Genomic DNA, 20,626 nt, shown 5'->3' with positions numbered 1-20,626 from the left:
CCATCATGCTCGCGGCAAAAGATCGGCCCTGCCGGTCTCGATGAACGGCGCCCAGTAGTCGACCGACTCGCGGATCATGGCGATGACCTGGTGGTCGATGGGCTCGCGCTCGCGGAACGACAATTCGAGGCAGATCTCATTGTCGACGCCGCCGCCGCGACGCACCGTCTCCAGGAGCTTTTCCGGCGTGATGCGGCCGTCCTTGTTGTAGGCGGCGGTGAACGGCCAATGACCGCCCTTGTTCATCGACGACTGCTTGACATGGATGATCGGCGATTTCTTTGGAAAGGCTTCGGCCCAGGCATAAGGATCGATGTCCCCTGGATTGCTTGAGGTAACATCGCCATGGTCGATGTCGACCATCATCTTGAGCGGGATCGCCATGCCGGCCGCGTCGATTTCGCCCTGCAGCGTCCGGCAGCTTTCGATCGTATGGCCGAACTCGCGGCTAACCGACATCGGCTCCCAGAACAGGTAGGTCAAGCCGGCGGCCCTAGCGTGTTCGGCGACCTCGCGCCAGCATTCCAGCGCAATCTCGAAAAGCCGCGCGCGACGCTCCGGATCGTCATAGTCACGATGGGTGAAGATCGCGAATTGCGTGCCCATGCCGCCGGCGCCGAGCTCGGCCGAAATTTCGGCAAAGGTCTTGAACCAGTCGACATAATAGCGCCGCACGTCGGGGTCGGGATGGCCGAAATGATTGAGCCGGCCGTAAGGCCCGGTCATCGCGGAGGTCACGCGCACGCCGGTGCGGTTGAGCGCGGTGCGGAATAGGCGGAGGAATTTCGAGATCGTCGCCGCCGGCCAGCCGGGATTGACGAATTCATGCGTGAGCTGCACGTCCCTGATGCCGATGTCGTAAGCGATCGCATCGATCAGATCGTCCGGTTCGGCGAAACGGTTGACCAGCGGATTGGTGTTGAGGGACAGCGTGAAAGCCATCAGCCTGCCTTCGCCAGCCGGCTCGAACACCAGTCTTCGAAGGCGGTTCTTTCCGCGGCGGACAGATGCAGTCCGTGCTTGGTGCGCCGTTCGAGAATATCGGCCGCGGTCTCGGCCCATTCATGCTCGAACAGGTAATTGGCTTCGCGTTCGAAAAAATCCTTCCCGAAGCGCCGCCCCAGTTCGGCGAGCGAGCCGGCCGCGCCGACCAGATCGCGCGTCCTTGTGCCGTAGAGCCGGCCATAATGCTTGACCAGCGAGGCCGGCATCCAGGGGAATTCATGGCCGAGGTCGCCGAGAAACTGCTCGAAATCGGCATTGGCGATATCGCCGCCGGGCAGATGCCCTTTCGAGGTCCATGGCCTGCCCATCTTCGGAAAGAACGGGGCGATGCGGTCGAGCGCGTGCTCGGCCAATTTGCGGAAGGTTGTGATCTTGCCGCCGAAGACGGAAAGCAGCGGCGCCTGTCCCTCCGCCGCGTCGAGCTCGAAAATATAGTCGCGGGTCACTGCGCTCGGATTGTCGGCATTGTCGTCATAGAGCGGCCTGACTCCGGAAAACGAGTAGACGACGTCGCTGCGCACAAGCTGGCGCTTGAAATAGCGGTTGACCACCTTAATCAGGTAATCGACCTCGCTGGCATCGGCGGTCACGTCCTCCGGCCGCCCTTCATAAGGAATGTCGGTGGTGCCGATCAGCGCGAGGTCGTTCTGGTAGGGATTGATGAAGATCACGCGCTTGTCACTGTTCTGGACGAGATAGGCCTGCCGCCCTTCCCAGAATTTCGGCACGACGATGTGGCTGCCCTTGACCAGGCGGACGTTGCGCCTGGAATTCTGGCCGGCCACGCGGTTGATGACGTCGTTGACCCAAGGACCGGCGGCGTTGACCAGCGCCCGCGCCTGGACCGTGGTCCTAACGCCGGTTCGACCGTCGCGCATCTCCACCGACCACAGGCCGCTTTCGCGACGGGCGGCGGTACAGGCGGTGCGGGTGAATATCCTGGCCCCACGCTCCGCGGCGTCGAGCGCATTGATGACGACCAGGCGGGCGTCGTCGACCCAGCAGTCGGAATATTCGAAGCCGCGCTTGAAGCTGTCCTTGATCGGCGCGCCTTCGGGTGCGGTGCGCAGGTCGAGCGTGCGGGTGGCCGGCAGCCGCTTGCGGCCGCCAAGATGGTCGTAGAGGAACAGGCCGAGCCGGACCAGCCAGGCCGGCCGATCATCCGGGCTGTGCGGCAGCACGAAGCGCATCGGCCAGATGATGTGCGGCGCGGATTCCAGCAGCACCTCGCGCTCGATAAGCGCCTCCCGCACCAGGCGGAACTCGTAATATTCGAGATAGCGCAAACCGCCATGGACGAGCTTTCCCGATCGCGAACTGGTGCCTTCGGCGAGATCGTCTTTTTCGCAGAGGATGACCGACAGCCCCCGGCCTGCTGCATCGCGCGCAATGCCGGCGCCATTGACGCCGCCGCCAATGACGAAGAGATCGACGATTTCGCTGTCACCGCTCATCTCGCCCTATGCCCTGTCGTCAGCATGGATTGACCGGCGGCAGGCCGGCGATGAAGCGGCGCACTTCCTCGGCCGCCTGCTCGGCAGCATAAGTCACCGTGCGTACCGACGCGCCGGCGATATGCGGCGTCAGCGTCACATTCGGCAGCTGCAGCAGCGGCCAGTCGGCCGGCACCGGCTCGACGGCGAACGTCTCCAGCATGGCACTGCCGATCTGCCCCGAGACGAGCCCCTCGTAGAGCGCATCGTAGTCGACCAGCGGTCCGCGCGCGGTATTGACGAAGATCACGCCGGGCTTCATCCGGGCAATGGCGTCCTTGCCGATCAGGCCGCGCGTCTCCTCGGTGACCCGGGAATGCAGCGTGACCACATCGGAGCGCGACAGGAGATCGTCCAGCGCAACCAGCTCGACGCCGGCATTGCGGTCCTCGACGCTCAATTGCACATAGGGATCGGAGACCAGGATGCGGCAGCCGAATGCGCGCAGCAGCCGAACCAGCCTGGTGCCGATATTGCCATAGCCGATGACGCCAACGGTCATTTCGTTGAGCTCGCGGCCGGTGCGGTCGGCGCGGTAGAGATCGCCGCGCCACTCGCCCTTGCGCAAGGCTTCGTGGCCGACGCGGATCAGCCGCGTCTCGGCGAGAATGGCGCCGATGGTGAACTCGGCCACCGCGCTGGCGTTGCGGCCGGGCACATTGACCACCGTGATGCCATAAGCCTTTGCAGCAGCCATGTCGATGTTGATCGGCCCGCCGCGCGATACCGCAACCAGCCTGAGCGTCGGCAAGCGCTGCATCATGGTTTCGGAGAGCGGCGCAAGCTGGGTGACGAAGATTTCGGCGTCGCCGATAAAATCGACCACCTCGTCCGGATCACCGAAATATTCCTTGACCCTGTCGAGGCCGAGCGCCGCATTGCCGAATTCCATCGGCTCGTCGGGCCATGCGGTCTCAATGGTGCGGATGTCGAGATTATCGCCGCAGGCCGCTTCGATTTTCTCGCGAAACACTTCCGGAAGCATGAAGCGGTCGCCGATGATCGCAATTTTGTTGGGCATGCTCTTCTCAATTCACGTCAGTTTGTCTGGATGCGGCCAGCGAACGCCAGACCGGCCGCAGCGCCTCATGCGCCAATGTGTAGGACGGAACAATCGCCTCGTAGGCAGCGGCAAGTTTTCGGTCGCTAGGTTCGGCCGCACGGAGCAAAGGCGTGACCCATTCACTGACGCAATCGTCCATCGATGCGTACTGGCCGACGCAGACCGCAGCAATCATCGCAGCGCCCGCAGCACCGGCCTCCTCGCGCTCGCTGGTGCGAATGTCGGCGCCGACCGCAGCACCCAGGATCTTGCGCAGAGCCGGGCTCCTGGCCGCTCCGCCGGTCAGGCGGATTTCCTTGGGCAGCGGCCCCATGGCGGCGTAGCAATCGCGTGCCGCGAAAGCCAGCCCCTCGAAGACCGCACGAACCATATCAGCATAGCCGTGCCTGGACGAAATGCCGACGAAGCCGGCCCTGGCATTGGCATCGACGAACGGCCCGCGCTCGCCCGCCTCCGAGACATAGGGCTGGTAGAGCAGCGAGCCTGGCTCGGACGACGATATCCACTGGTCGACCAGCGCGATCATCTCGCCATTGGTCCGCGTGATACCTTGCGAGGCGAGAATGCCGGAGGCGAGGCCGAGAACCCAGTCGATGTTGAGCGTTGCCGCCATGTTCGACTGCATCTGCGCAAAGACGCCTGGCGCCGGCATCGTCATCGTGTAGCCGGTTGCAGCCTCGTTGAGCAGCACCTCGTCCGGCGTCTCGGCAAGCCGCATATGCATGCCCGTTGAGCCGATGATCGAGCAGCCGGACTTGCGCTCGCGATCGAACAGGCCGGCGCCGAGCGCGGTACAGGCGACATCGACATAGGCCAGAACGACCGGCGTGCCGGAGAGCAGTCCGGTCGCCTCTGCCGCTGCCGCCGACAGCCCTGTGCTTTGCCTGGTGCCATCGATGATGGGCGGCAGTAAATGCCTGAGATCGGTGACGCCGAGCACCTCAAGCACATCATCGCAATAGCCGCGCGTGCGGAAATCGCCGAAGGTGAAGGTGCCTTCGGACGGGTCGGTGGCGCGTTGGCCGGTCAACTTGAAATAGAGCCAGTCCTTGCAGTGGAACGCCGTCGCTGCATTGGCAAGCATCGCGGGCATGTGGCGCTTCATGAAGACGAACTGCGATCCCTGCTGGCAGGCAGCGAGCCCGCTGCCGGTCTTTTCGAAGCGCAGCCGGTCCTCGGGCCGCGCGCGGATCTCCTCGACGACCGCGGCAGCGCGCGCGTCGAGCCACAGCCAGCCCTTGGCCACCGGCGCACCATCCTTGTCGATCAGCCAGGTGCCGTCGCCTTGGCCGGTCACGGCAATGGCAATGGTCCGGCTGGCTAGGTCCGGCACCTTGTCGGCGAGTTGGCGCAAGGTCGTCGCGGTATCGGCCCAGGTGCGTGTCAGGTCCTGCTCGGCGCCGCCGCCCGGTAGTGTCTCGTATTTGTTGGGCAGCGCGGCGACCGCGATCTGCCTGCCCGCCGTGTCGAAGGCGACGGATTTGATGACAGACGTGCCGGCGTCGATGCCGATCAGCACATCCCGCATCAGGCAAGCTCCGTGCCGTGCGAAATGGCGTTGCCGCTCGCCTGATCGAAGACGTGCAGGTTTTTCGGATCGATGCTGACCTTGATCGGCGCACCGAGATCCAGGCGGGTCCGGTCATGCTCGACCAGAACCAGCGAACCGCCGGCGAAATCGGCGGCGATATGGGTCTGATCGCCAAGCCATTGATTGGCCGAAACGGTGGCCGGCACTCCGTCCTTCGAACGGCGGACTGCATAGGGCCTGACACCAATGACGACGCGCTGCCGGTTGAGCAATTCGTCGCGAACCGGGCCGCTGAACGCGTCCTTGTCGTAATCGAGCGAAAGACCGTCGGGCAGCTTGAGATTGATCTTGCCGTCAGCCGTGCCGACATAGGCCTCGAAGACATTCATCGGCGGCTCGCCGACGAAGGTGCCGGTGAACAGGTTTGCCGGCCGCTCCTTGAGCCTGTCGGGCGTGTCGAACTGCTGCAGCACGCCGCCTTCCATGACAGCTATGCGGTCTGCCAGCGCGTTGGCCTCGGTCTGGTCGTGGGTGACCAGGATCGCGGTCAGGCCGCGCTCCTTGATGAAGTGCTTGATGCGGCCGCGCAGCACGGCGCGGAGCTGCGGCTCGAGCTGGCCCATCGGCTCGTCGAGCAGATGCAGGTCGGCTTTGCGGATCAGCGCCCGGCCAAGGCTGGCGCGCTGCTGCTGGCCGCCGGAGATCGAACTCGGATAGCGCTCGAGAATGTCCTCGATCTCGAGCAGCTTGGCGATGCTGGCAACTTTTGCATCGACCTCGCTCTTCGGCAGCCTGGCCGCCTTGAGGGCGAAGGCCATGTTCTCGCGCACGGTCAGCGGCGGATAGAGCGAATAGCCCTCGAACGCCATCGCCACGTTGCGCTTGACCGGCGGCAGTGTGTGCACCTTGCGGCCGGCAACCGAGATCGTGCCACGCGAGACCTCTTCGAAACCTGCGATCATGCGCAATGTCGAGGTCTTGCCGCAGCCGGACGAGCCGAGCAGCGCCACGATCTCGCCCTTGGCGATTTCCATCGTCAGGTTCTTGACGGCGTGCACGCCGCGGTCGATCGGACCGTAGAACTTGTCGACGCCTGAGAGGGTGATTGCGCTCGGGCTCATGCCGCTTCTCCGCTGCGCAAATTGACGACGTTTTTCGAGCCGATACGCTCGCCACGTGCCCGATCGAACAGCAGGGCGCTTTTGCTGTCGACGGCGATATGGGCCCTGCCCTCGGATTGGCCCGGTGTTCCGGACGGACGCGAGACCAGGATTTCACGGCCACGCACGGTGCGCACCAGCGTGACGATCTTCTCGTTGAGCGGCGTCTCGGCCTCGACCGTCACCGGAATGGCGCCCTGAGTACCTTCGTCGACGAAGGCCAGCGCCTCCGGCCGCAAGCCGATGACGCAGTCACGGCCGACCGCCGCCTCATGCGCGCCGGCCAGATGGACCTGGACATTGGAGAGGCCGACATAGATGCCCTTGGCGTCCCGTGACGGCTTGACGTCGAGCAGGTTGATGGTCGGGTCGCCGAACAGCCGGGCGATCTCGACGTTGGCCGGCTCGCGATAGATCTGTTCGGGCGTGCCGAGCTGTTTGACGACGCCTTGCGACATCACCGCGATGCGGTCGCCGAGCGCCATCGCCTCCTTGTAGTCCTGGGTGACGTAGACAACGGTTGCGCCACGATCGGCGAGCAGCCTTGGCAGTTCGAGCCGCATTTCGAAACGCAATTTGGCATCGACGTTGCGCAAGGGATCATCGAGCAGCAGAAGCGGCGGCGAGCCGACCAGGGCGCGGGCAAGCGCGGTGCGCTGCTTCTGGCCGTTGGACAGCGCCCGCGGCTTGTGGCTGAGCACATGGCCGATCTTCAACAGCTTGGCGACGCTCTCGACGCCGGCCCTGATCGCGCCCTGCGACGAATGCTTCGCCTGCAGAGGCGTAGCAATGTTGTCGAACGCGGTCATATGCGGGAACAGCGCGAAATTCTGGAAGGCCATGCCGACGCCGCGGAACTCGGCGTTGACGTCGGTCATGTCCTCGCCGCCGATGAGGATCTTTCCCTCGTCGGGGTCGATGACGCCGGCGACCAGCCGCAGCAGCACCGTCTTGCCGGCGCCGGACGGCCCGAACAGGACCAGCGTTTCGCCGTCGGCGACGGTCAGCGACAGATTGTCGAGAACGGTCTGGCTCTTGTAGCGCTTGACGATGTTTCGCAGTTCGAGGCTTGCCATCGGACTATCCTTTCACCGCGCCAAGCGACAGGCCTTCGACGAGATAGCGTTGCGCATAAAGCGCGAGCGCCAGCGTCGGCGTGATCGACAGCACGATCGCGGCCGAGATCTGGCCGTACTGGATGCCGGAGGAGGTGATGAAGGCCAGCGCGCCGACCGTCACCGGCTGCTTGTCGGCCGAAGCGAGCACCAGCGCAAAGACGAAATTGTTCCAGGCGAAGATGAAGGCGAGCAGGCCGGCAGCGGCAATGCCCGGGCCGGCGAGCGGCAGCGCGATCTTGCGGAACGTGGCAAACCAGGAATGGCCGGCAATGCGGTAGGCATATTCGATATCGGCCGGAATATCCTCGAAATAGCCGCGCACGATCCACAGGATCAGCGGCAGGCAGATCAGCTGGTAGACCCAGATCAGCCCGATATAGGTATTGGCCAGCCCGAGCTTCTGGAAATAGAGGGTGAGCGGCAAAAGCACCAGCAGCGCCGGCGCGAACCGGAACGACAGCAGCGTGAAGGCGATGTCCTCCGAGCCGCGGAACTTGTGCCGTGCGAACGCATAGGCTGCCGGCACGCCGAGCAGCAACGCGACGGCAACCGAGGTGACCGACAGGAAGACGGAATTCCAGAGATTGCGCATGAAGGCGATGTCGAGCGTGCCGGCCGCAGTCATCAGCTTGCCGGTGATCAGCGCAGTGTAGTTGGCGAGCGTCGGCTCGAAGACAAGCTGCGGCGGGATCCGCAGGATTGTCTCGTTGGTCTGGAACGACATCATCAGGATCCAGACGATCGGGAACATGAAGAAGATCACGACCAGCGCCAGGGCTATGCCGCGCAGGATGCGTTCGAGAAGGGAGGTGTGTTCCATGCCAGCCTCCTATGCCTGGCCGCGGGCGCGTTCGCGCAGCCGCAGCCAGTTCTTGATGAAAATGTTCGAGAGGAAATAGGTGATCGCCCACAGGATGATCATCAGTGCCGCCGAGCGGCCGACATTGGTCGACTGGAAGAAGTTGAGATAGGCCTCGACCTGGAAGACGGTCAGCGTATCGCCCGGACCGCCCTGCGTCATAGCGTAGATGATGTCGAACTGCTGGATGGAATCAAGCAGGCGGAACAGCGTCGCCGTCAGGATGTAGGGAGTCAGCATCGGCAAGGTGATGCGGAAGAACACGAAACTGCGTGGCACGCCGTCGAGCGCTGCCGCCTCGAAGGGCTGCGTCGGCAGGCTGCGCAGGCCGGCAAGCAGCAGGATCATGATGAAGGGCGTGTAGACCCAGACGTCGACAAGCACGACGGTGAGCAGTGCCGTGGAGGGAGACGAGGCCCAGCGGAAATCCTGCAGCCCGATCAGGCTGGCGAGATAGCTGAGCACGCCAAAGCCGGGATTGGTCATCAGCTTCCACATCAGCGCGGCGAGCGCCGGCGCCGTCATCAGCGGCATCAACAGCATGATCGAGATGAAGTTGTTCAGCGTCGAGCGCTTCTGCAGCAGCATGGCGATGCCGAGACCGAGAAGCAGCTCGAGCACGACGGTGATGCCGGCGTAGAGCAGCGACACCTGCAGCGTGTTCCAGAACTTCGGGTCAGTGAAGAACGAGATGTAGTTGTCGCCCCAGTTGAACTGCCGCGCCCAGGGCTGGCTCAACCGGTAGCGCTGGAAAGAATAGACCACGGATGTGAAGAACGGGATCAGAATGCCGATGCAGACCAGCAGGGCCGGCAAGCTGAGGAGGTAGGGCAGCACCCGCTTGCTGATCCTGAAGCCCGACGGCCTGTTTCTTTGTATTGTCGCCGCAGTCATCTGCTGCTCCGTCATCCTGTTGCTTCGCCGTCCCGGCCGCCCAAGGGAGCAAGGCGGCCGGTCGGGCGAGCAGGCGGTACCGCTCGGTACCGCGTCGCAAACGTATAACATCCCAAAGGCTGGCCCGTGGGACGGGCCAGCCCTGGCCGCGGCTTAGCCGAGCCCGGCTTCCTTGAGCTGGCCGTTGATGCTCTCGGCCAGCTTGTCGAGGCCCTCGTCGACCGGCACTTCCTTGGCCACCATCTTCTGCAGCGTCGCCGCCCATTCGGTGGTGAGATCGAAGAACAGCGGCTGCGGGGTGAACTTGATGCTGGCGCCCGGCGCCGAGACGTCGAACATCTCGACATAGCCCGGATAGCTCTTGTTCAGCTTCTCGCGGAACATCTCGTCGTTCCAGACCGACTGACGCACCGGATTGACGAAGTCCATCTTGGTCGCACCGAACAATGCATGCTCGGGTCCGGATGCCCATTGCATGAAGTACCAGGTGGCGTCCTTGTCCTTCGAGAAGTTGGACATCGACAGCGACCAGATCCAGATGTTGGGCGTCGGTGCCTTGGCGGCGGGATTGGCCTTAAACGCCGAAAAGGCGAGCTTGCCGGCCATCTTGTTGTCGCCGCCATTCATGAAGTAGCCGAGGATATCGGCGTCGAAAATCATCGCCGAAGCGCCTGCACCGAGATCGGTGCCGACCTGATACCAGGTGTAGGTCGACCAGTCCTTGGGGCCGCTCTCCTGGATCATCTGGACCCACTGCTTGTGGAAAGCCTTGGATTCGGCGGTGCTCATCGCGGCCGACAGCTTGCCGTCAGCCGAGACGTTCAGATCCTTCTGGCCGAAATTGGCGTAAGCCGACAGGAAGCCCGGGTGGATCGTCGCCCAGGAGCGCGAGCCGCGCACGCCGATGCCGTAGACGCCGCCACCGACGTCCTTGGTGAGCTTCGCCGCCGTAGCGACCATTTCATCCATATTGCCGGGAACGCTGACCCCGACCTTGTCGAACATGCCCTTGTTGTAGGTGATGTTGTTCTGCTCGAAGCCCCACGGAATGCACCATTGCTTGGCGTCTGCCGAACCGAGCGCGCCGCCCGGCTGGCCGTTCCAGGCGCAGGAGTTCTTGACGCCGGGCAGGAAGTCGTCCCAGGCATATTTCGGGTTGGTCTTGGCCGGATCCTTGATCCATTCATTGAGGTCGGTGATCCAGCCGGCCGGACCGTAGGTCCAGGTCATGTAGGCGCCGGTCATGAAGGCATCGTATTCGGGCGAGCTGGCCGACAGCGCGGCGGTAACCTTGTCGAAATAGACGTCTTCGGGGAACACGTCATAGACGACTTCCATGCCGGTCAGCTTCTTGAAATTGTCGAGGTTGGCAATCATCGCATCGGCGTAAGGATGCTTGTTGAGCAACAGCTTGATGGTCTTGCCCTTATGCGCCTGCCAGTCGAAATCAGCCGCCAGGGCGCGGGTCTGCCCGAAATTGAGCAGTGTACCGGCTGTGCTGGCGGCAAGGCCCATTGCACCGAGGCCCTTGATCAGCCCACGGCGGTCGACTTGTCCACGCAGGAACGCGTCGATGAGGTCTTTCTCTTTCTCATGCATTTCTCTTCTCCTCCACAGGGTAGTTTCAACGAAATGGCTGCCGGCTACCCGACCGGCGTCTGTTCCACGAGCGATCGCGCCGTCCGCTCGTCGGTTATCAGGCCTTTGAGATAGCGGCCCTCCAGCACTGACTTGATGGCGCGAACCTTCACCTTGCCGCCGGCGACGGCGACAATCCTGCGGTTGCTGATGTCTTCGCGCGCCAGTGCCAGCGCCCGGTTAGAAAGCGTCGTCGCAACAGCCTTTCCGGCATCGTCGAAGAAATGGCCGAGCAGTTCGCCGACGCCGCCGTTGCGGCGGATCTCCTCCATCTCGCCCTTCTCGATCATGCCGGTGGCGACAAGCGAGGCCTCACGCTCGGCGGTGCCGATGCCGGCAATGAGCAAGTCGGCGGTCTTGGCGAGGTCGAAGACATCGCTGACGCCCTTCTGCCCGAGCAGCACCGTTCGATCCTCGACGGTGTTGGCGAACATCGGCACCGGCATCACATAGGCCTCCGCACCGGTCCGTTCGGCGACGCGGTGGATGACGTCATGCGGATTGGCCGAGAACTTGCGCGTCAGGCCGCCAAGCAGGGAAACGAAACGTATCCTGCCGGCCGATATGCGCGGCAGATATTCGACGCAGGCGGCAAGTGTGCGGCCATGGCCGACGCCGATCAGCGTCTCCTCGCCACGTTCGATCTCGCGCTTGAGAAACTGCGCGCCGGCAATGCCAAGCGCCTTGAGCGGCAGGTCTTCGGCATCGAAATCCGGAACCACCTCGCAATAGTCGAGGCCGTAACGGCCGGATAACTCGTCCTCGAGCTCCACGCATTCGGAGACTTCGCCGTCGATATAGACTTTGACCAGGCCTTCCTGATTGGCCTTGGTGATGAGGCGATGCGCCTTGAGGCTGGTCAGGCCGAGCCGCTTGGCGACCTCCGACTGGGTCAGGCCGCCGGCATAGTGAAGCCAGGCGGCACGGGCTGCCATCCCGGTCTCATCGTCGCGCAGCAGGCCGTTGCCAAAACCAACCATTTCCGCCCTTTGATATTTTTATCAGTTGCTGCAAAATTTTTCACAAGGCGTCGCCCGAGTCAAGCAACCGCAGCGTTTAAATCTTCGTTTGGGCTTGCCGGCCGAGCGTCGGTCTTGGCCAAACAGGGGTCGCGCGAATTAGCGGGGACTGCTCGGGCATGTTCTAAAACGTTTGCAATTTAGCCAGAACCGATTACAAACGTTTCAAACTCCGTTCGGAGGAACGATGCCGGCCCGCGTTACTACCCTCAAAGAACTTGCTGCGCAGCTCGGCCTGTCGATCACCACCGTTTCGCGCGCCCTTGCCGGCCACGAGCAGATCGCCTTGAAAACGCGCCAACGTGTCACCGAGGCCGCGCGCCAGGCCGGCTACGTGCCGAACACGGCAGCCCGCACGCTGGTCTCCGGCCGCAGCGGCTTTGTCGGCATGGTGCTGCCGATCCGCGGTCCCAATCTGGTCGATTCCTTCCTCGGCGAATTCGTCACCGGGTTGGGCGAAGGGCTGGTTTCGCACGGCTCCGACCTGATTCTGGCCGCAGCGGCGCAGGGCCAGTCCGAGCTTTCCGTGCTCCGCCATGTCGTGGAATCGGGGCGCGCCGACGGCGTCGTCGTCACCCGTATCGCCGAGGTCGACGAGCGGCTTGCGTATCTGCGCCAACGCAATTTCCCGTTCGTCGCGCATGGCCGGCTGCTCGACGGCGACTTTGCCTATCATTGGCTCGATACCGATGGCGCGTATGCTTTCGGCGAAGCCTTCGACATGCTGTACGATCTCGGACACCGCCATTTCGGCCTGGTGACGATTTCCGAGCCAATGACGTTTCGCCATCTCCGACAGGATGGGCTCGCTGCCGCGATCGCCCGCCGGGGCGACCCGTCGGTCAGGCTCGATGTGGCGACAGCGCCGCGTTTCGATCGCGGTGCCCGCATCCAGGCGATCAACCGGTTGCTGCATGTCGCGGAGCGGCCGACGGCGATTGTCGCGCTGTTCGACGAGCTGGCGCTGACGGTGATGGAAGAGGCAGCCCGCGCTGGCCTTGCCATTCCTCGCGACCTTTCGGTGATCGGCTTCGACAACATAGCCGCCTCCGCCTACGCGCCGCCGGGGCTGACCACTTTCGACGCCTCGATCCGCCAGTGCGCGCGCGAGATCGGCGAGATGCTGCTGACCGTCATCGGCGACAGGCCGGCCGCGCCGCTGACGCGGCTGGTCCGGCCGACACTTGTCTCGCGGGCAAGCCATGGTCCGGCACCTACAGGACAGAACTGACGCCTTAGCGGCGCATAACCAGGGAGGAAGATGACGATGAATGCGTTGAGGACGTTGGCAGGTGCCGTGCTGGCGCTGTCGCTCGCTGCCGGCGCAGCACAAGCCCAGCAGGTGTTGTTCTGGTCGACACAGGCGCGACCCGTGGAAGAGACCCAGAAAATGCGCGGCGAGGTGCTGAAGGGGTTTGACGGCCAGGTCGATTACCAAGTCGCCGAGGACGGGCCCTGGCTCACCCGCCTGCAAGCCGAACTGCAGGCCGGCTCCGGCAGCATCGGCGTGCTTGGCGGCCTGCACGGGGACTTCTCCACGGTCGGCGCTAACCTTGTCGATCTGTCTGGCATCGATGTCGGCGGCGTCAAGGTCAACGATGCCTACAAGAAGCTCGGCACGCTCGGCACAGGCGAACAGAAATACCTGCCATGGATGCAGGCCACCTTCCTGATGGCGGCAAACAAGCAGGCGCTGCAATATCTGCCGGCCGGCACCGATCTCAACACCATCACCTACGACCAGCTGATCGAATGGGCAAAAACCATCGCAGAGAAGACCGGCTCGCCCAAATTCGGCTTTCCGGCCGGTCCGAAAGGGCTGAAGCACCGCTTCTTCGAGGGCTTCCTCTATCCGTCCTACACCGGTTCGATGGTGACCAAGTTCCGCTCGGCGGAGGCCGAGACGGCGTGGAACAAGTTCAAGGAATTGTGGCAGTATACCAACCCGAATTCGACCAATTATGCGTTCATGCAGGAGCCGCTGCTGACCGGCGAAGTGTGGGTGGCGTTCGATCACGTGGCGCGGCTCGCCGACGCCTTCAACCAGAAACCCGACGAGTTCGTCGCCTTCCCGGCGCCGGCCGGGCCGGCAGGCCGCGGCTACATGCCGGTGATCGCTGGCGTCGCCATCCCAAAAACCTCGCCCGACATGGACAAGGCCAAAGCGCTGGTCGCCTATATGCTGAAGCCGGAAACCCAGATCGCGACACTGAAGGCGACGAACTTCTTCCCGATCGTCGACGTCAAGCTGCCCGACGACATGCCGGCCTCGGTCAAGGCCTTCGGCCCGGCGATCGCCACGATGACCGGAGCTCCCGATGCGCTGCCGGCGCTACTGCCGATGGGACTCGGCGATCTCGGCGGCAAGTTCAACCAGATCTACACCGACAGTTTCGAGCGCATCGTGCTCGGCGGCGAGGACGTGCACGGCGTGCTCGACGAACAGGCGACGGCGCTGAAAGCGATCATCGACCAGGCGAAGGCGCCATGCTGGGCGCCTGACAAACCATCGCAGGGCGCCTGCCCGGTCGATTAAGAATCCTCCCCGGGCGTCCGGACTCTAGCGCGCCGGGCGCCCACCCCTTTTCAAACGCCGAACAGAGATCGCTCCATGCACGGCAAGGCCCTGCCCTATCTGCTGCTGATGCCGGCGACGCTGTTCCTTTGCGTCTTCTTTCTCTACCCGTTCGCGCTGGTCGCCTTCGAAGCGTTCACCCGCGACGGCGGCTTTACGCTCGACAATTTCCGCACCATGGCCGGCAGCTGGAAATTCCCGGTCACGATCCGCAACACGCTGCTGCTGAGCGCCGTCGTCGTGCCGATCCAGCTGATCATGGCACTGCTGATGGCAACGGTGGTGTCGCGGCTCGAAACGGGGCGCAGCGCCGCGCTTTATATCTTCGCCATTCCGCTCGGCATCTCCGATCTCGCCGCCGGGCTGATTTGGCTCGCCATCTTCGACCAGTCCGGCTTCCTCAACACCTTGCTCTCCAACCTCGGCGTCATCGACAGGCCGGTCATGTTCCTCGGCTACCAGAGCAAGCTGATGATCTTCATCGCCGTGGCGCTGGCAGAGATCTGGCGTGCGACCGCCATCATGATGGTTATCCTGGTCGCCGGCATGGGGCTGATCCCGAAGGAATATTACGAGGCAGCCGAGGTCTTCGGCGCGAGCCCGTGGAAGCGCTTCGTCAAGATCACACTGCCTCTGCTGCGCCCCAGCCTGCAGACGGCGATCATTCTGCGCGTCATCCTTGCCTTCGAGGTCTTTGCAGTGGTTGCAGCACTCGGCGGCACCAATCTGCCGGTGCTGATGGGCGAAACCTACAACTGGCAGTTCACGCTGCAGGACCGAAATGTCGCCGCAGCCATGGCGCTGTTCATCCTCGCCATCTCGATCGGCTTCACGCTGTTCTTCCTACGGGTGCTGCGTGTGCCGAAGGAGGCGCGGATATGAGCACCGTCGCGGAGCTGTCGATCGCCGCGCCTGCGGCCCGCAAAGCCGGCAACTGGCTGCTGGTCGCCACCGTCATCCTGCTTTGCGTCTGGGTGCTGTTGCCGATCTATCTGCTGATCGTCAACGCGCTGTCGTCGCCGGAAGAGGTGACCGCATTCCCCAAGCGCTTCTTCCCGTCATTCGATTTCGGCAGCCTTTCCTTCTTCATCAATTTCGCCGGCGTCGCCAAGGCGCTGTGGAATTCGGTCCTCGTCGCTGCCCTGACGATGATCCTCTCGATCGGCTTCGGCGCACCGGCTGGCTACGCGCTGTCGCGCTTCGATTTCCCAGGCAAGGAAACGTTCCGTTTCCTCGTGCTGATGACCCGCGCCTTCCCGCTGCCGCTGCTGGCGCTGCCGCTGGCGGTAATGTTCATCCGTACCGGCCTCGACGATACCGCGATCGGGCTGGCGCTGGTCCATACCACGCTGGCGCTGCCGTTTGCCGTGCTGATTACCTTCTCGCTCTTCTCCAGCATTCCGGTCGAGCTGGAGGAAGCGGCCTGGACGCTTGGCTGCACAAGATTGCAGGCATTTCGCAAGGTCATTCTGCCGCTGGCGCTGCCGGGCATCGCGGCATCGGCGGTATTTGCCTTCACCATCTCGTGGAACGAGGTGTTTGCCGCAGCCGTGCTCACGATCGAGAACCGGACGCTGACCGCCTTCCTGCTGCAGAGCCTCGGCGAATCGCCGCTCTACCTCAAATTCGCCGGCGGCGCGGCCTTGGTCATCCCGGCGCTGATCTTCATCTTCGCCGTCCGCAAATATTTGTTCGCCATGTGGGGGATCGCCAACCGATGACGCGCACAAACGAGAACGCCGATGGCTGAGATCGCCATCAAACAAGTCGCAAAGCGCTTCGGCGGCTTCACCGCTTTGCATTCGATCGATCTGACTATCGCCGATCAGGAGTTCATGGTGCTGCTTGGCGCCTCGGGCTGCGGCAAGACCACGCTGCTAAGGATCGTCGCCGGCCTGGAGACGCCAAGCCAGGGCGAAGTCTGGATCGGCGGCCGCCGCGTCGACCATCTGCCGCCGCGCGAACGCGGCATCGCCATGGTGTTCCAGAATTACGCCGTCTTTCCGCACCTGACGGTGTTCGAGAACATCGCCTTCGGCCTGCGCATGAAGAAGCTGCCGCAGCAGGAGGTCGAGGGGCGCGTCAACCGCACCGCAGAGCTCATGCACATCGAGCAGCTTTTGAAGCGCTATTCCGGCCAGCTTTCCGGCGGCCAGCGCCAGCGTGTGGCTGTCGCTCGGGCGCTCGCCATGGAGCCCGACGTCATCCTGATGGACGAGCCGCTGTCCAACCTCGACGCGCTGCTGCGGCTCGAAATGCGCGCCGAGCTCAAGGGCGTGCTTGCCGCATCCAGAACCACCACCATCTACGTCACCCACGACCAGGTCGAGGCGATGAGCCTGGCCGACCGCATCGCCGTCATGCATCAGGGCCATATCGTCCAGGCCGCCTCGCCGGTAGAGGTCTACCGCAATCCGGCGGCCCGCTTCGTCGGTTCCTTCATCGGCAACCCGCCGATGAATTTCATCCCGGCGACGAAGGCTGCGAACGGCGGCTGGACTGTCGCCGAGCTGACGCTGCCGGGCCCGAAGTCGGACAAGCAGACGATAGAATTCGCCATTCGCCCCGAGGATGTCGACGCCGGCAACGAGGGGCTGCGCGCCACCGTGCGCGTCGTCGAGCCGCTCGGACCGCACACGCTGGTCACCTGCGATGTCGAGGGCGGCCTGTTCCGCGCCATTCTCGAATCGAATGCCACGATTGCCGTCGGCGATCACTTGCGGCTTTCGCCCAAACCCGACCGCATCCGCTGGTTCGATCCTGAAACCACCAACGCACTTTGATCCCCACGCCCTTCGATCCTGAAAGTACGAACGCCTCGATGATATCTCTTGCCATTGACGAAACCATCGCCCGCGCCGTCGAGGTGCTCAGGGAAAACGACCAAGGCACCTACACCATACCGACCAAGGGCCTCTACCCGTTCCAGTGGAACTGGGATTCTTGCCTGACCGCGCTCGGTCTTGCCCACTATGACGAGGCCCGAGCCTGGACCGAGATCGACACGCTGTTCGCCCACCAGTGGCCGGACGGCATGGTGCCGCACATCGTCTTCCATGTCTGGAGCGACGGCTATTTCCCTGGACCGGAGGTCTGGCGAACGAACCGCCCGACCGCCACCTCCGGCATCACCCAGCCGGCGGTCGCCGGCTTTGCCGTGCGCCGCCTGTTCGACCGGGCCAAGGACAAAACGCTGGCGGTCGAGCGCGCCCGCGCGCTGTTGCCGAAAATCGACGCCTGGCACCGCTGGTTCTACGAAAATCGCGACCCGAACGGCGAAGGACTGGTCGCCATAATCCACCCATGGGAGTCCGGCCGCGACAACTCGATCGACTGGGACGACGCGTTCGAGCGCGTGCCGACCGAAGGCGTCGAACCTTACACCCGCCGCGACATCCTGCACGCCGATCCGGCGCATCGTCCAACCAAGGCGCAGTATGACCGCTACATCTGGCTGCTGCAGCATTTCCGCGGGCTTGGCTGGGACAACGCCCGGCTGCACGACGCCTCGCCGTTCCAGGTCGTCGATCCTGGCTTCAATGCCATCCTGATCCGTTCCGCCGCCGATCTCGCCGATCTCGCCGAGACGCTCGGCGAGAAGGACATCGCCAACGCCAACCGAGCCCGCGCCGAGAAGGGCGTAGCGGCTATGGAGCGGCTGTGGAGCGACGCGCATGGCCAATACATTTGTTTTGACCGAGTGGCTGGAAAGCTTGTTGACAGCGCTTCGGTCGGCGGCTTTCTGCCGGTGTTCGCGGCCATTCCGGAAAGCCGGGCCGCAGCCATCGCTGCCACGATCGAGCGCATCGCCGGCAAGGCGCACTATATCGTCCCCTCGCACGATCCTGGCGATGCGCGCTTCGATGCCAAGCGTTACTGGCGCGGCCCGGTCTGGCTGGTGGTCAACTACATGATCGCCGACGGCCTTGCCGCCGCCGGCCACAGCCAAATGGCACAACGGATCACGCAGTCCAGTCTCGACCTGATCGCCGAGAGCGGCTTTGCCGAATATTACGACCCGCTCAGCGGTGAGCCGCTCGGCGGCAGCCGCTTCACCTGGACCGCGGCAATGGTGATCGAGTTTTTGAAGGGCAGAGGCTGAGCGCCGGCCGCGATTGGCTGCCCCGGCCGGCCACTCCGGCTTTCAAAGCCTGCTTGCAGCGAAAGAGTGATTGCACAGCTGAGCTGCCGTGCCGATCTTCATCATGCCGGAGCTATAATAGTTCTTCACAAAACGCTATCTATACTGCTTCGAAGGCGGGAGATGCGCGGCTTGGAATTCGATCTGAAAACCATTGAGGCGCTCGCTCCCGATCAGGCGTCGCTGAGCGCCGCCTCCAAGCTCACCAAACGATCGAACTGGCCGCGGCTCGAAAAACATGAGCAGCAGGCGCTCATCTGGGGCGAATGCCAGGGCTCCGGCTCCAATCCTTATCGCGTTGTGGTCGACACGGGCGATCACGGCTACAAATGCACCTGCCCCTCGCGAAAATTCCCGTGCAAGCACACGCTGGCCCTGATGTGGATTGCCGCCACGGCGCCAGCCAGTTTTGCCGCTGCCGATACGACGCCGGAATGGGTGAATGATTGGCTCGGCCGGCGCCGGAAGACAACGCCACAGCCGACGCAACTGGCACTGGGCGCGGAAGCCAAGAGCATTGGCGAAGCCTCAAGGCCGGACGAGAGCGCAGCCGTTGAAGACGTTGCGGCGGTAGAGCGGCGCGAGGCAGCGCAGCGCAAGCGGGCGGAAGACACACGCCACGCAGTGTCGGCGGCGCTCGATGAGCTCGACCAATGGATTGCCGACCAGTTGCGGCTCGGTCTTTCCGGATTTGTCGACGCCAGCAGCGACCGCTGCCGCCGGATTGCCGCGCGGCTGGTCGACATGAAGGCAACCGCGCTCGCCGGCCGTATCGACGAGATCCCGTCGCGGTTGATGGCGCTGCGCAGCGAAGAAAGGCCCGATGCAGCAATCCGCGAGCTTGGCAAGCTTGTGCTGCTGGCCAAAGCCTGGCGATCAGCGCCTGACGATCCCGAGTTGAAGCGTCTTGTATCGACCTCTGACACCCGCGAGCAGGTACTCGCCAATCCGGACGCAAAACAGGTTGAAAGCCTATGGGAGGTTCTCGGCGAGAAGATCGAGAGCCGCCGCGATGGCCTGGTCAGCCATTCGACCTGGCTACTCGATTTGAAGAGCGCTGCGCCGCAATTTGCCGTGCTGCTCGATTTTTTCCCGGCTTCGGCCGGGCGCCGGTCCAATGCTTTTGCACCAGGCGACCGTTTCAATGCCCGGCTGGTGTTTTATCCATCACGCATGCCGCTCCGCGCCCTGGTGGCGGAGCGCATGGGGGAAGTTGCGCCCGGCGCGTGGCCCGATTTCGCTTTTGGCGCCGCGAAAGATCCGCTCGCGACGCATGCTTCCCATCAGGACGCCGCGCCTTGGATTGGCGATTGTCCCCTCATGTTGCCGCCCGGCGCGATCCTGCTAGACGATCGGGGCACGGCATGGTGGCAGGCAGAGGATGACCCGCAGGGGATCGCCTTGCCGATCGCCGGCGCGGTAGATCAAACCTTGCTCGGCCTCGACCTTGCGGCCACGGCAGCGCTCTGGAATGGCGCCCGGCTTGACCTGCTGGCGGCGCAAAGCGAGTTCGGGAGGCTTGATCTGGCGTGAACGAAGGCGAGCAAACAGGCCTGGCGGCAATGCGCGATTGCTGGATCACCGGCGGCGCCACTTTCGATCTGGCTCCGGCCGACTGGAAGGCAATCGCCGGCGGTACAAGTCCCGACGAACAGGAGCGCCGGCTCCTGGCAATCGCCGCACAAGCGCTCGACGTCGCGCTACGGCCTGCGGCGCCGATGACACTGAAGCGTCGTCCGCCGCTGCCCAGACTTGCCCTGCCCATGCTGCCGGGACGGTTTCGGCCGTTGTTGAGAGCCGCTCTGAAGCACGCCGCCGACACGAGGCGCAAGACGCGCGTGGCGACGCTTGTCGCCAGCCGCGGCTTTGTGCTCCATCCCATGGACTGGATGCCTGGCGCGTCGGATCAAAACAGCCCGGACGTCTACGCACCATGGATCGACTGGCAAGCAAGTGTGGATGGGGAAAGACATGCCCCACAAGAGAAACTGACGGCGGAAAACTGGGATGAGTTCTATCCCGCCGCGGGGGGCCGACCCCGGGGCGGCATGGCGGGCGGCGCGGCCCCCGCCGGGCGCAGGGGCCGAACGGGCCACGCGGCCCGCGGAGCCCCCGCGGGCGGGGGGGGGG

Annotated in this window: 17 protein-coding genes and 1 pseudogene; 8 read left to right on the top strand and 10 right to left on the bottom strand. The window is 63.8% G+C overall.

Annotation, left to right across the window (positions count from 1 at the left end; all coding sequences use genetic code 11):
- Positions 1 to 3: 3 nt before the first annotated feature.
- The 10 genes from NKJ08_RS07830 to NKJ08_RS07785 all read right to left on the bottom strand — a co-directional run bounded on the left by NKJ08_RS07830 (position 4) and on the right by NKJ08_RS07785 (position 11,741).
- Positions 4 to 942, bottom strand: coding sequence for a sugar phosphate isomerase/epimerase family protein (locus tag NKJ08_RS07830; protein WP_352781598.1), 939 nt, complete (start codon positions 940 to 942; stop codon positions 4 to 6).
- Complete coding sequence (locus NKJ08_RS07825; RefSeq protein WP_352781597.1) at positions 942 to 2,459, bottom strand: glycerol-3-phosphate dehydrogenase; 1,518 nt, start codon at positions 2,457 to 2,459, stop codon at positions 942 to 944. Before NKJ08_RS07825 ends, NKJ08_RS07830 begins: the two co-directional genes overlap by 1 nt.
- A gap of 19 nt (positions 2,460 to 2,478) precedes the next feature.
- Positions 2,479 to 3,519: a 2-hydroxyacid dehydrogenase gene (locus NKJ08_RS07820; protein ID WP_352781596.1), complete on the bottom strand. Its 1,041-nt coding sequence runs from the start codon at positions 3,517 to 3,519 to the stop codon at positions 2,479 to 2,481.
- Positions 3,520 to 3,526: 7 nt separating this feature from the next.
- Positions 3,527 to 5,089, bottom strand: coding sequence for an FGGY-family carbohydrate kinase (locus NKJ08_RS07815; protein ID WP_352529447.1), 1,563 nt, complete (start codon positions 5,087 to 5,089; stop codon positions 3,527 to 3,529).
- Entirely contained in the window at positions 5,089 to 6,213 is a 1,125-nt protein-coding gene (locus NKJ08_RS07810; protein ID WP_352776479.1) for an ABC transporter ATP-binding protein, read from the bottom strand. The genes NKJ08_RS07815 and NKJ08_RS07810 overlap by 1 nt, the downstream gene beginning before the upstream one ends.
- Positions 6,210 to 7,328, bottom strand: a complete 1,119-nt coding sequence (locus NKJ08_RS07805) for an ABC transporter ATP-binding protein (RefSeq protein WP_352781595.1) — start codon at positions 7,326 to 7,328, stop codon at positions 6,210 to 6,212. Before NKJ08_RS07805 ends, NKJ08_RS07810 begins: the two co-directional genes overlap by 4 nt.
- 4 nt (positions 7,329 to 7,332) lie before the next feature.
- Positions 7,333 to 8,190, bottom strand: a complete 858-nt coding sequence (locus tag NKJ08_RS07800; protein WP_023676025.1) for a carbohydrate ABC transporter permease — start codon at positions 8,188 to 8,190, stop codon at positions 7,333 to 7,335.
- A gap of 9 nt (positions 8,191 to 8,199) precedes the next feature.
- Entirely contained in the window at positions 8,200 to 9,123 is a 924-nt protein-coding gene (locus tag NKJ08_RS07795; RefSeq protein WP_352529441.1) for a carbohydrate ABC transporter permease, read from the bottom strand.
- 153 nt (positions 9,124 to 9,276) lie between these two features.
- On the bottom strand, positions 9,277 to 10,722 hold the full coding sequence (locus NKJ08_RS07790; RefSeq protein WP_352781594.1) for an ABC transporter substrate-binding protein: 1,446 nt from the start codon (positions 10,720 to 10,722) through the stop codon (positions 9,277 to 9,279).
- Between the two features lie 44 nt (positions 10,723 to 10,766).
- Positions 10,767 to 11,741, bottom strand: coding sequence for a sugar-binding transcriptional regulator (locus NKJ08_RS07785; RefSeq protein ID WP_352529437.1), 975 nt, complete (start codon positions 11,739 to 11,741; stop codon positions 10,767 to 10,769).
- A gap of 226 nt (positions 11,742 to 11,967) precedes the next feature.
- On the opposite strand from NKJ08_RS07785, the gene NKJ08_RS07780 reads away from it, so the two are divergent.
- The 8 genes and pseudogenes from NKJ08_RS07780 to NKJ08_RS07745 form a co-directional block, all read left to right on the top strand.
- Positions 11,968 to 13,011 (top strand): LacI family DNA-binding transcriptional regulator, encoded by a 1,044-nt coding sequence (locus tag NKJ08_RS07780; protein ID WP_352781593.1) that lies wholly within the window; start codon positions 11,968 to 11,970, stop codon positions 13,009 to 13,011.
- 36 nt (positions 13,012 to 13,047) lie between these two features.
- Positions 13,048 to 14,316, top strand: a complete 1,269-nt coding sequence (locus NKJ08_RS07775) for an ABC transporter substrate-binding protein (RefSeq protein ID WP_352529434.1) — start codon at positions 13,048 to 13,050, stop codon at positions 14,314 to 14,316.
- 75 nt (positions 14,317 to 14,391) lie between these two features.
- Positions 14,392 to 15,237 (top strand): carbohydrate ABC transporter permease, encoded by an 846-nt coding sequence (locus NKJ08_RS07770; RefSeq protein ID WP_352781592.1) that lies wholly within the window; start codon positions 14,392 to 14,394, stop codon positions 15,235 to 15,237.
- Positions 15,234 to 16,076 (top strand): carbohydrate ABC transporter permease, encoded by an 843-nt coding sequence (locus tag NKJ08_RS07765; RefSeq protein WP_352781591.1) that lies wholly within the window; start codon positions 15,234 to 15,236, stop codon positions 16,074 to 16,076. Before NKJ08_RS07770 ends, NKJ08_RS07765 begins: the two co-directional genes overlap by 4 nt.
- Positions 16,077 to 16,097: 21 nt before the next feature.
- Positions 16,098 to 17,138, top strand: coding sequence for an ABC transporter ATP-binding protein (locus NKJ08_RS07760; protein ID WP_352781590.1), 1,041 nt, complete (start codon positions 16,098 to 16,100; stop codon positions 17,136 to 17,138).
- A gap of 38 nt (positions 17,139 to 17,176) precedes the next feature.
- Positions 17,177 to 18,457, top strand: coding sequence for an amylo-alpha-1,6-glucosidase (locus NKJ08_RS07755; RefSeq protein ID WP_352781589.1), 1,281 nt, complete (start codon positions 17,177 to 17,179; stop codon positions 18,455 to 18,457).
- 171 nt (positions 18,458 to 18,628) lie between these two features.
- On the top strand, positions 18,629 to 20,029 hold the full coding sequence (locus NKJ08_RS07750; RefSeq protein WP_352781588.1) for an SWIM zinc finger family protein: 1,401 nt from the start codon (positions 18,629 to 18,631) through the stop codon (positions 20,027 to 20,029).
- A pseudogene (locus NKJ08_RS07745) lies at positions 20,026 to 20,626 on the top strand (hypothetical protein); the annotation flags it as partial. The gene NKJ08_RS07750 and the pseudogene NKJ08_RS07745, both read left to right, overlap by 4 nt.

The sequence above is a fragment of the Mesorhizobium sp. M0244 genome, assembly GCF_040321795.1.
In the GTDB taxonomy this organism is placed as follows: domain Bacteria; phylum Pseudomonadota; class Alphaproteobacteria; order Rhizobiales; family Rhizobiaceae; genus Mesorhizobium.
The sequence above is the reverse complement of the archived record's forward strand: the minus strand, read 5'-3'. Positions and strand labels throughout refer to the sequence as shown.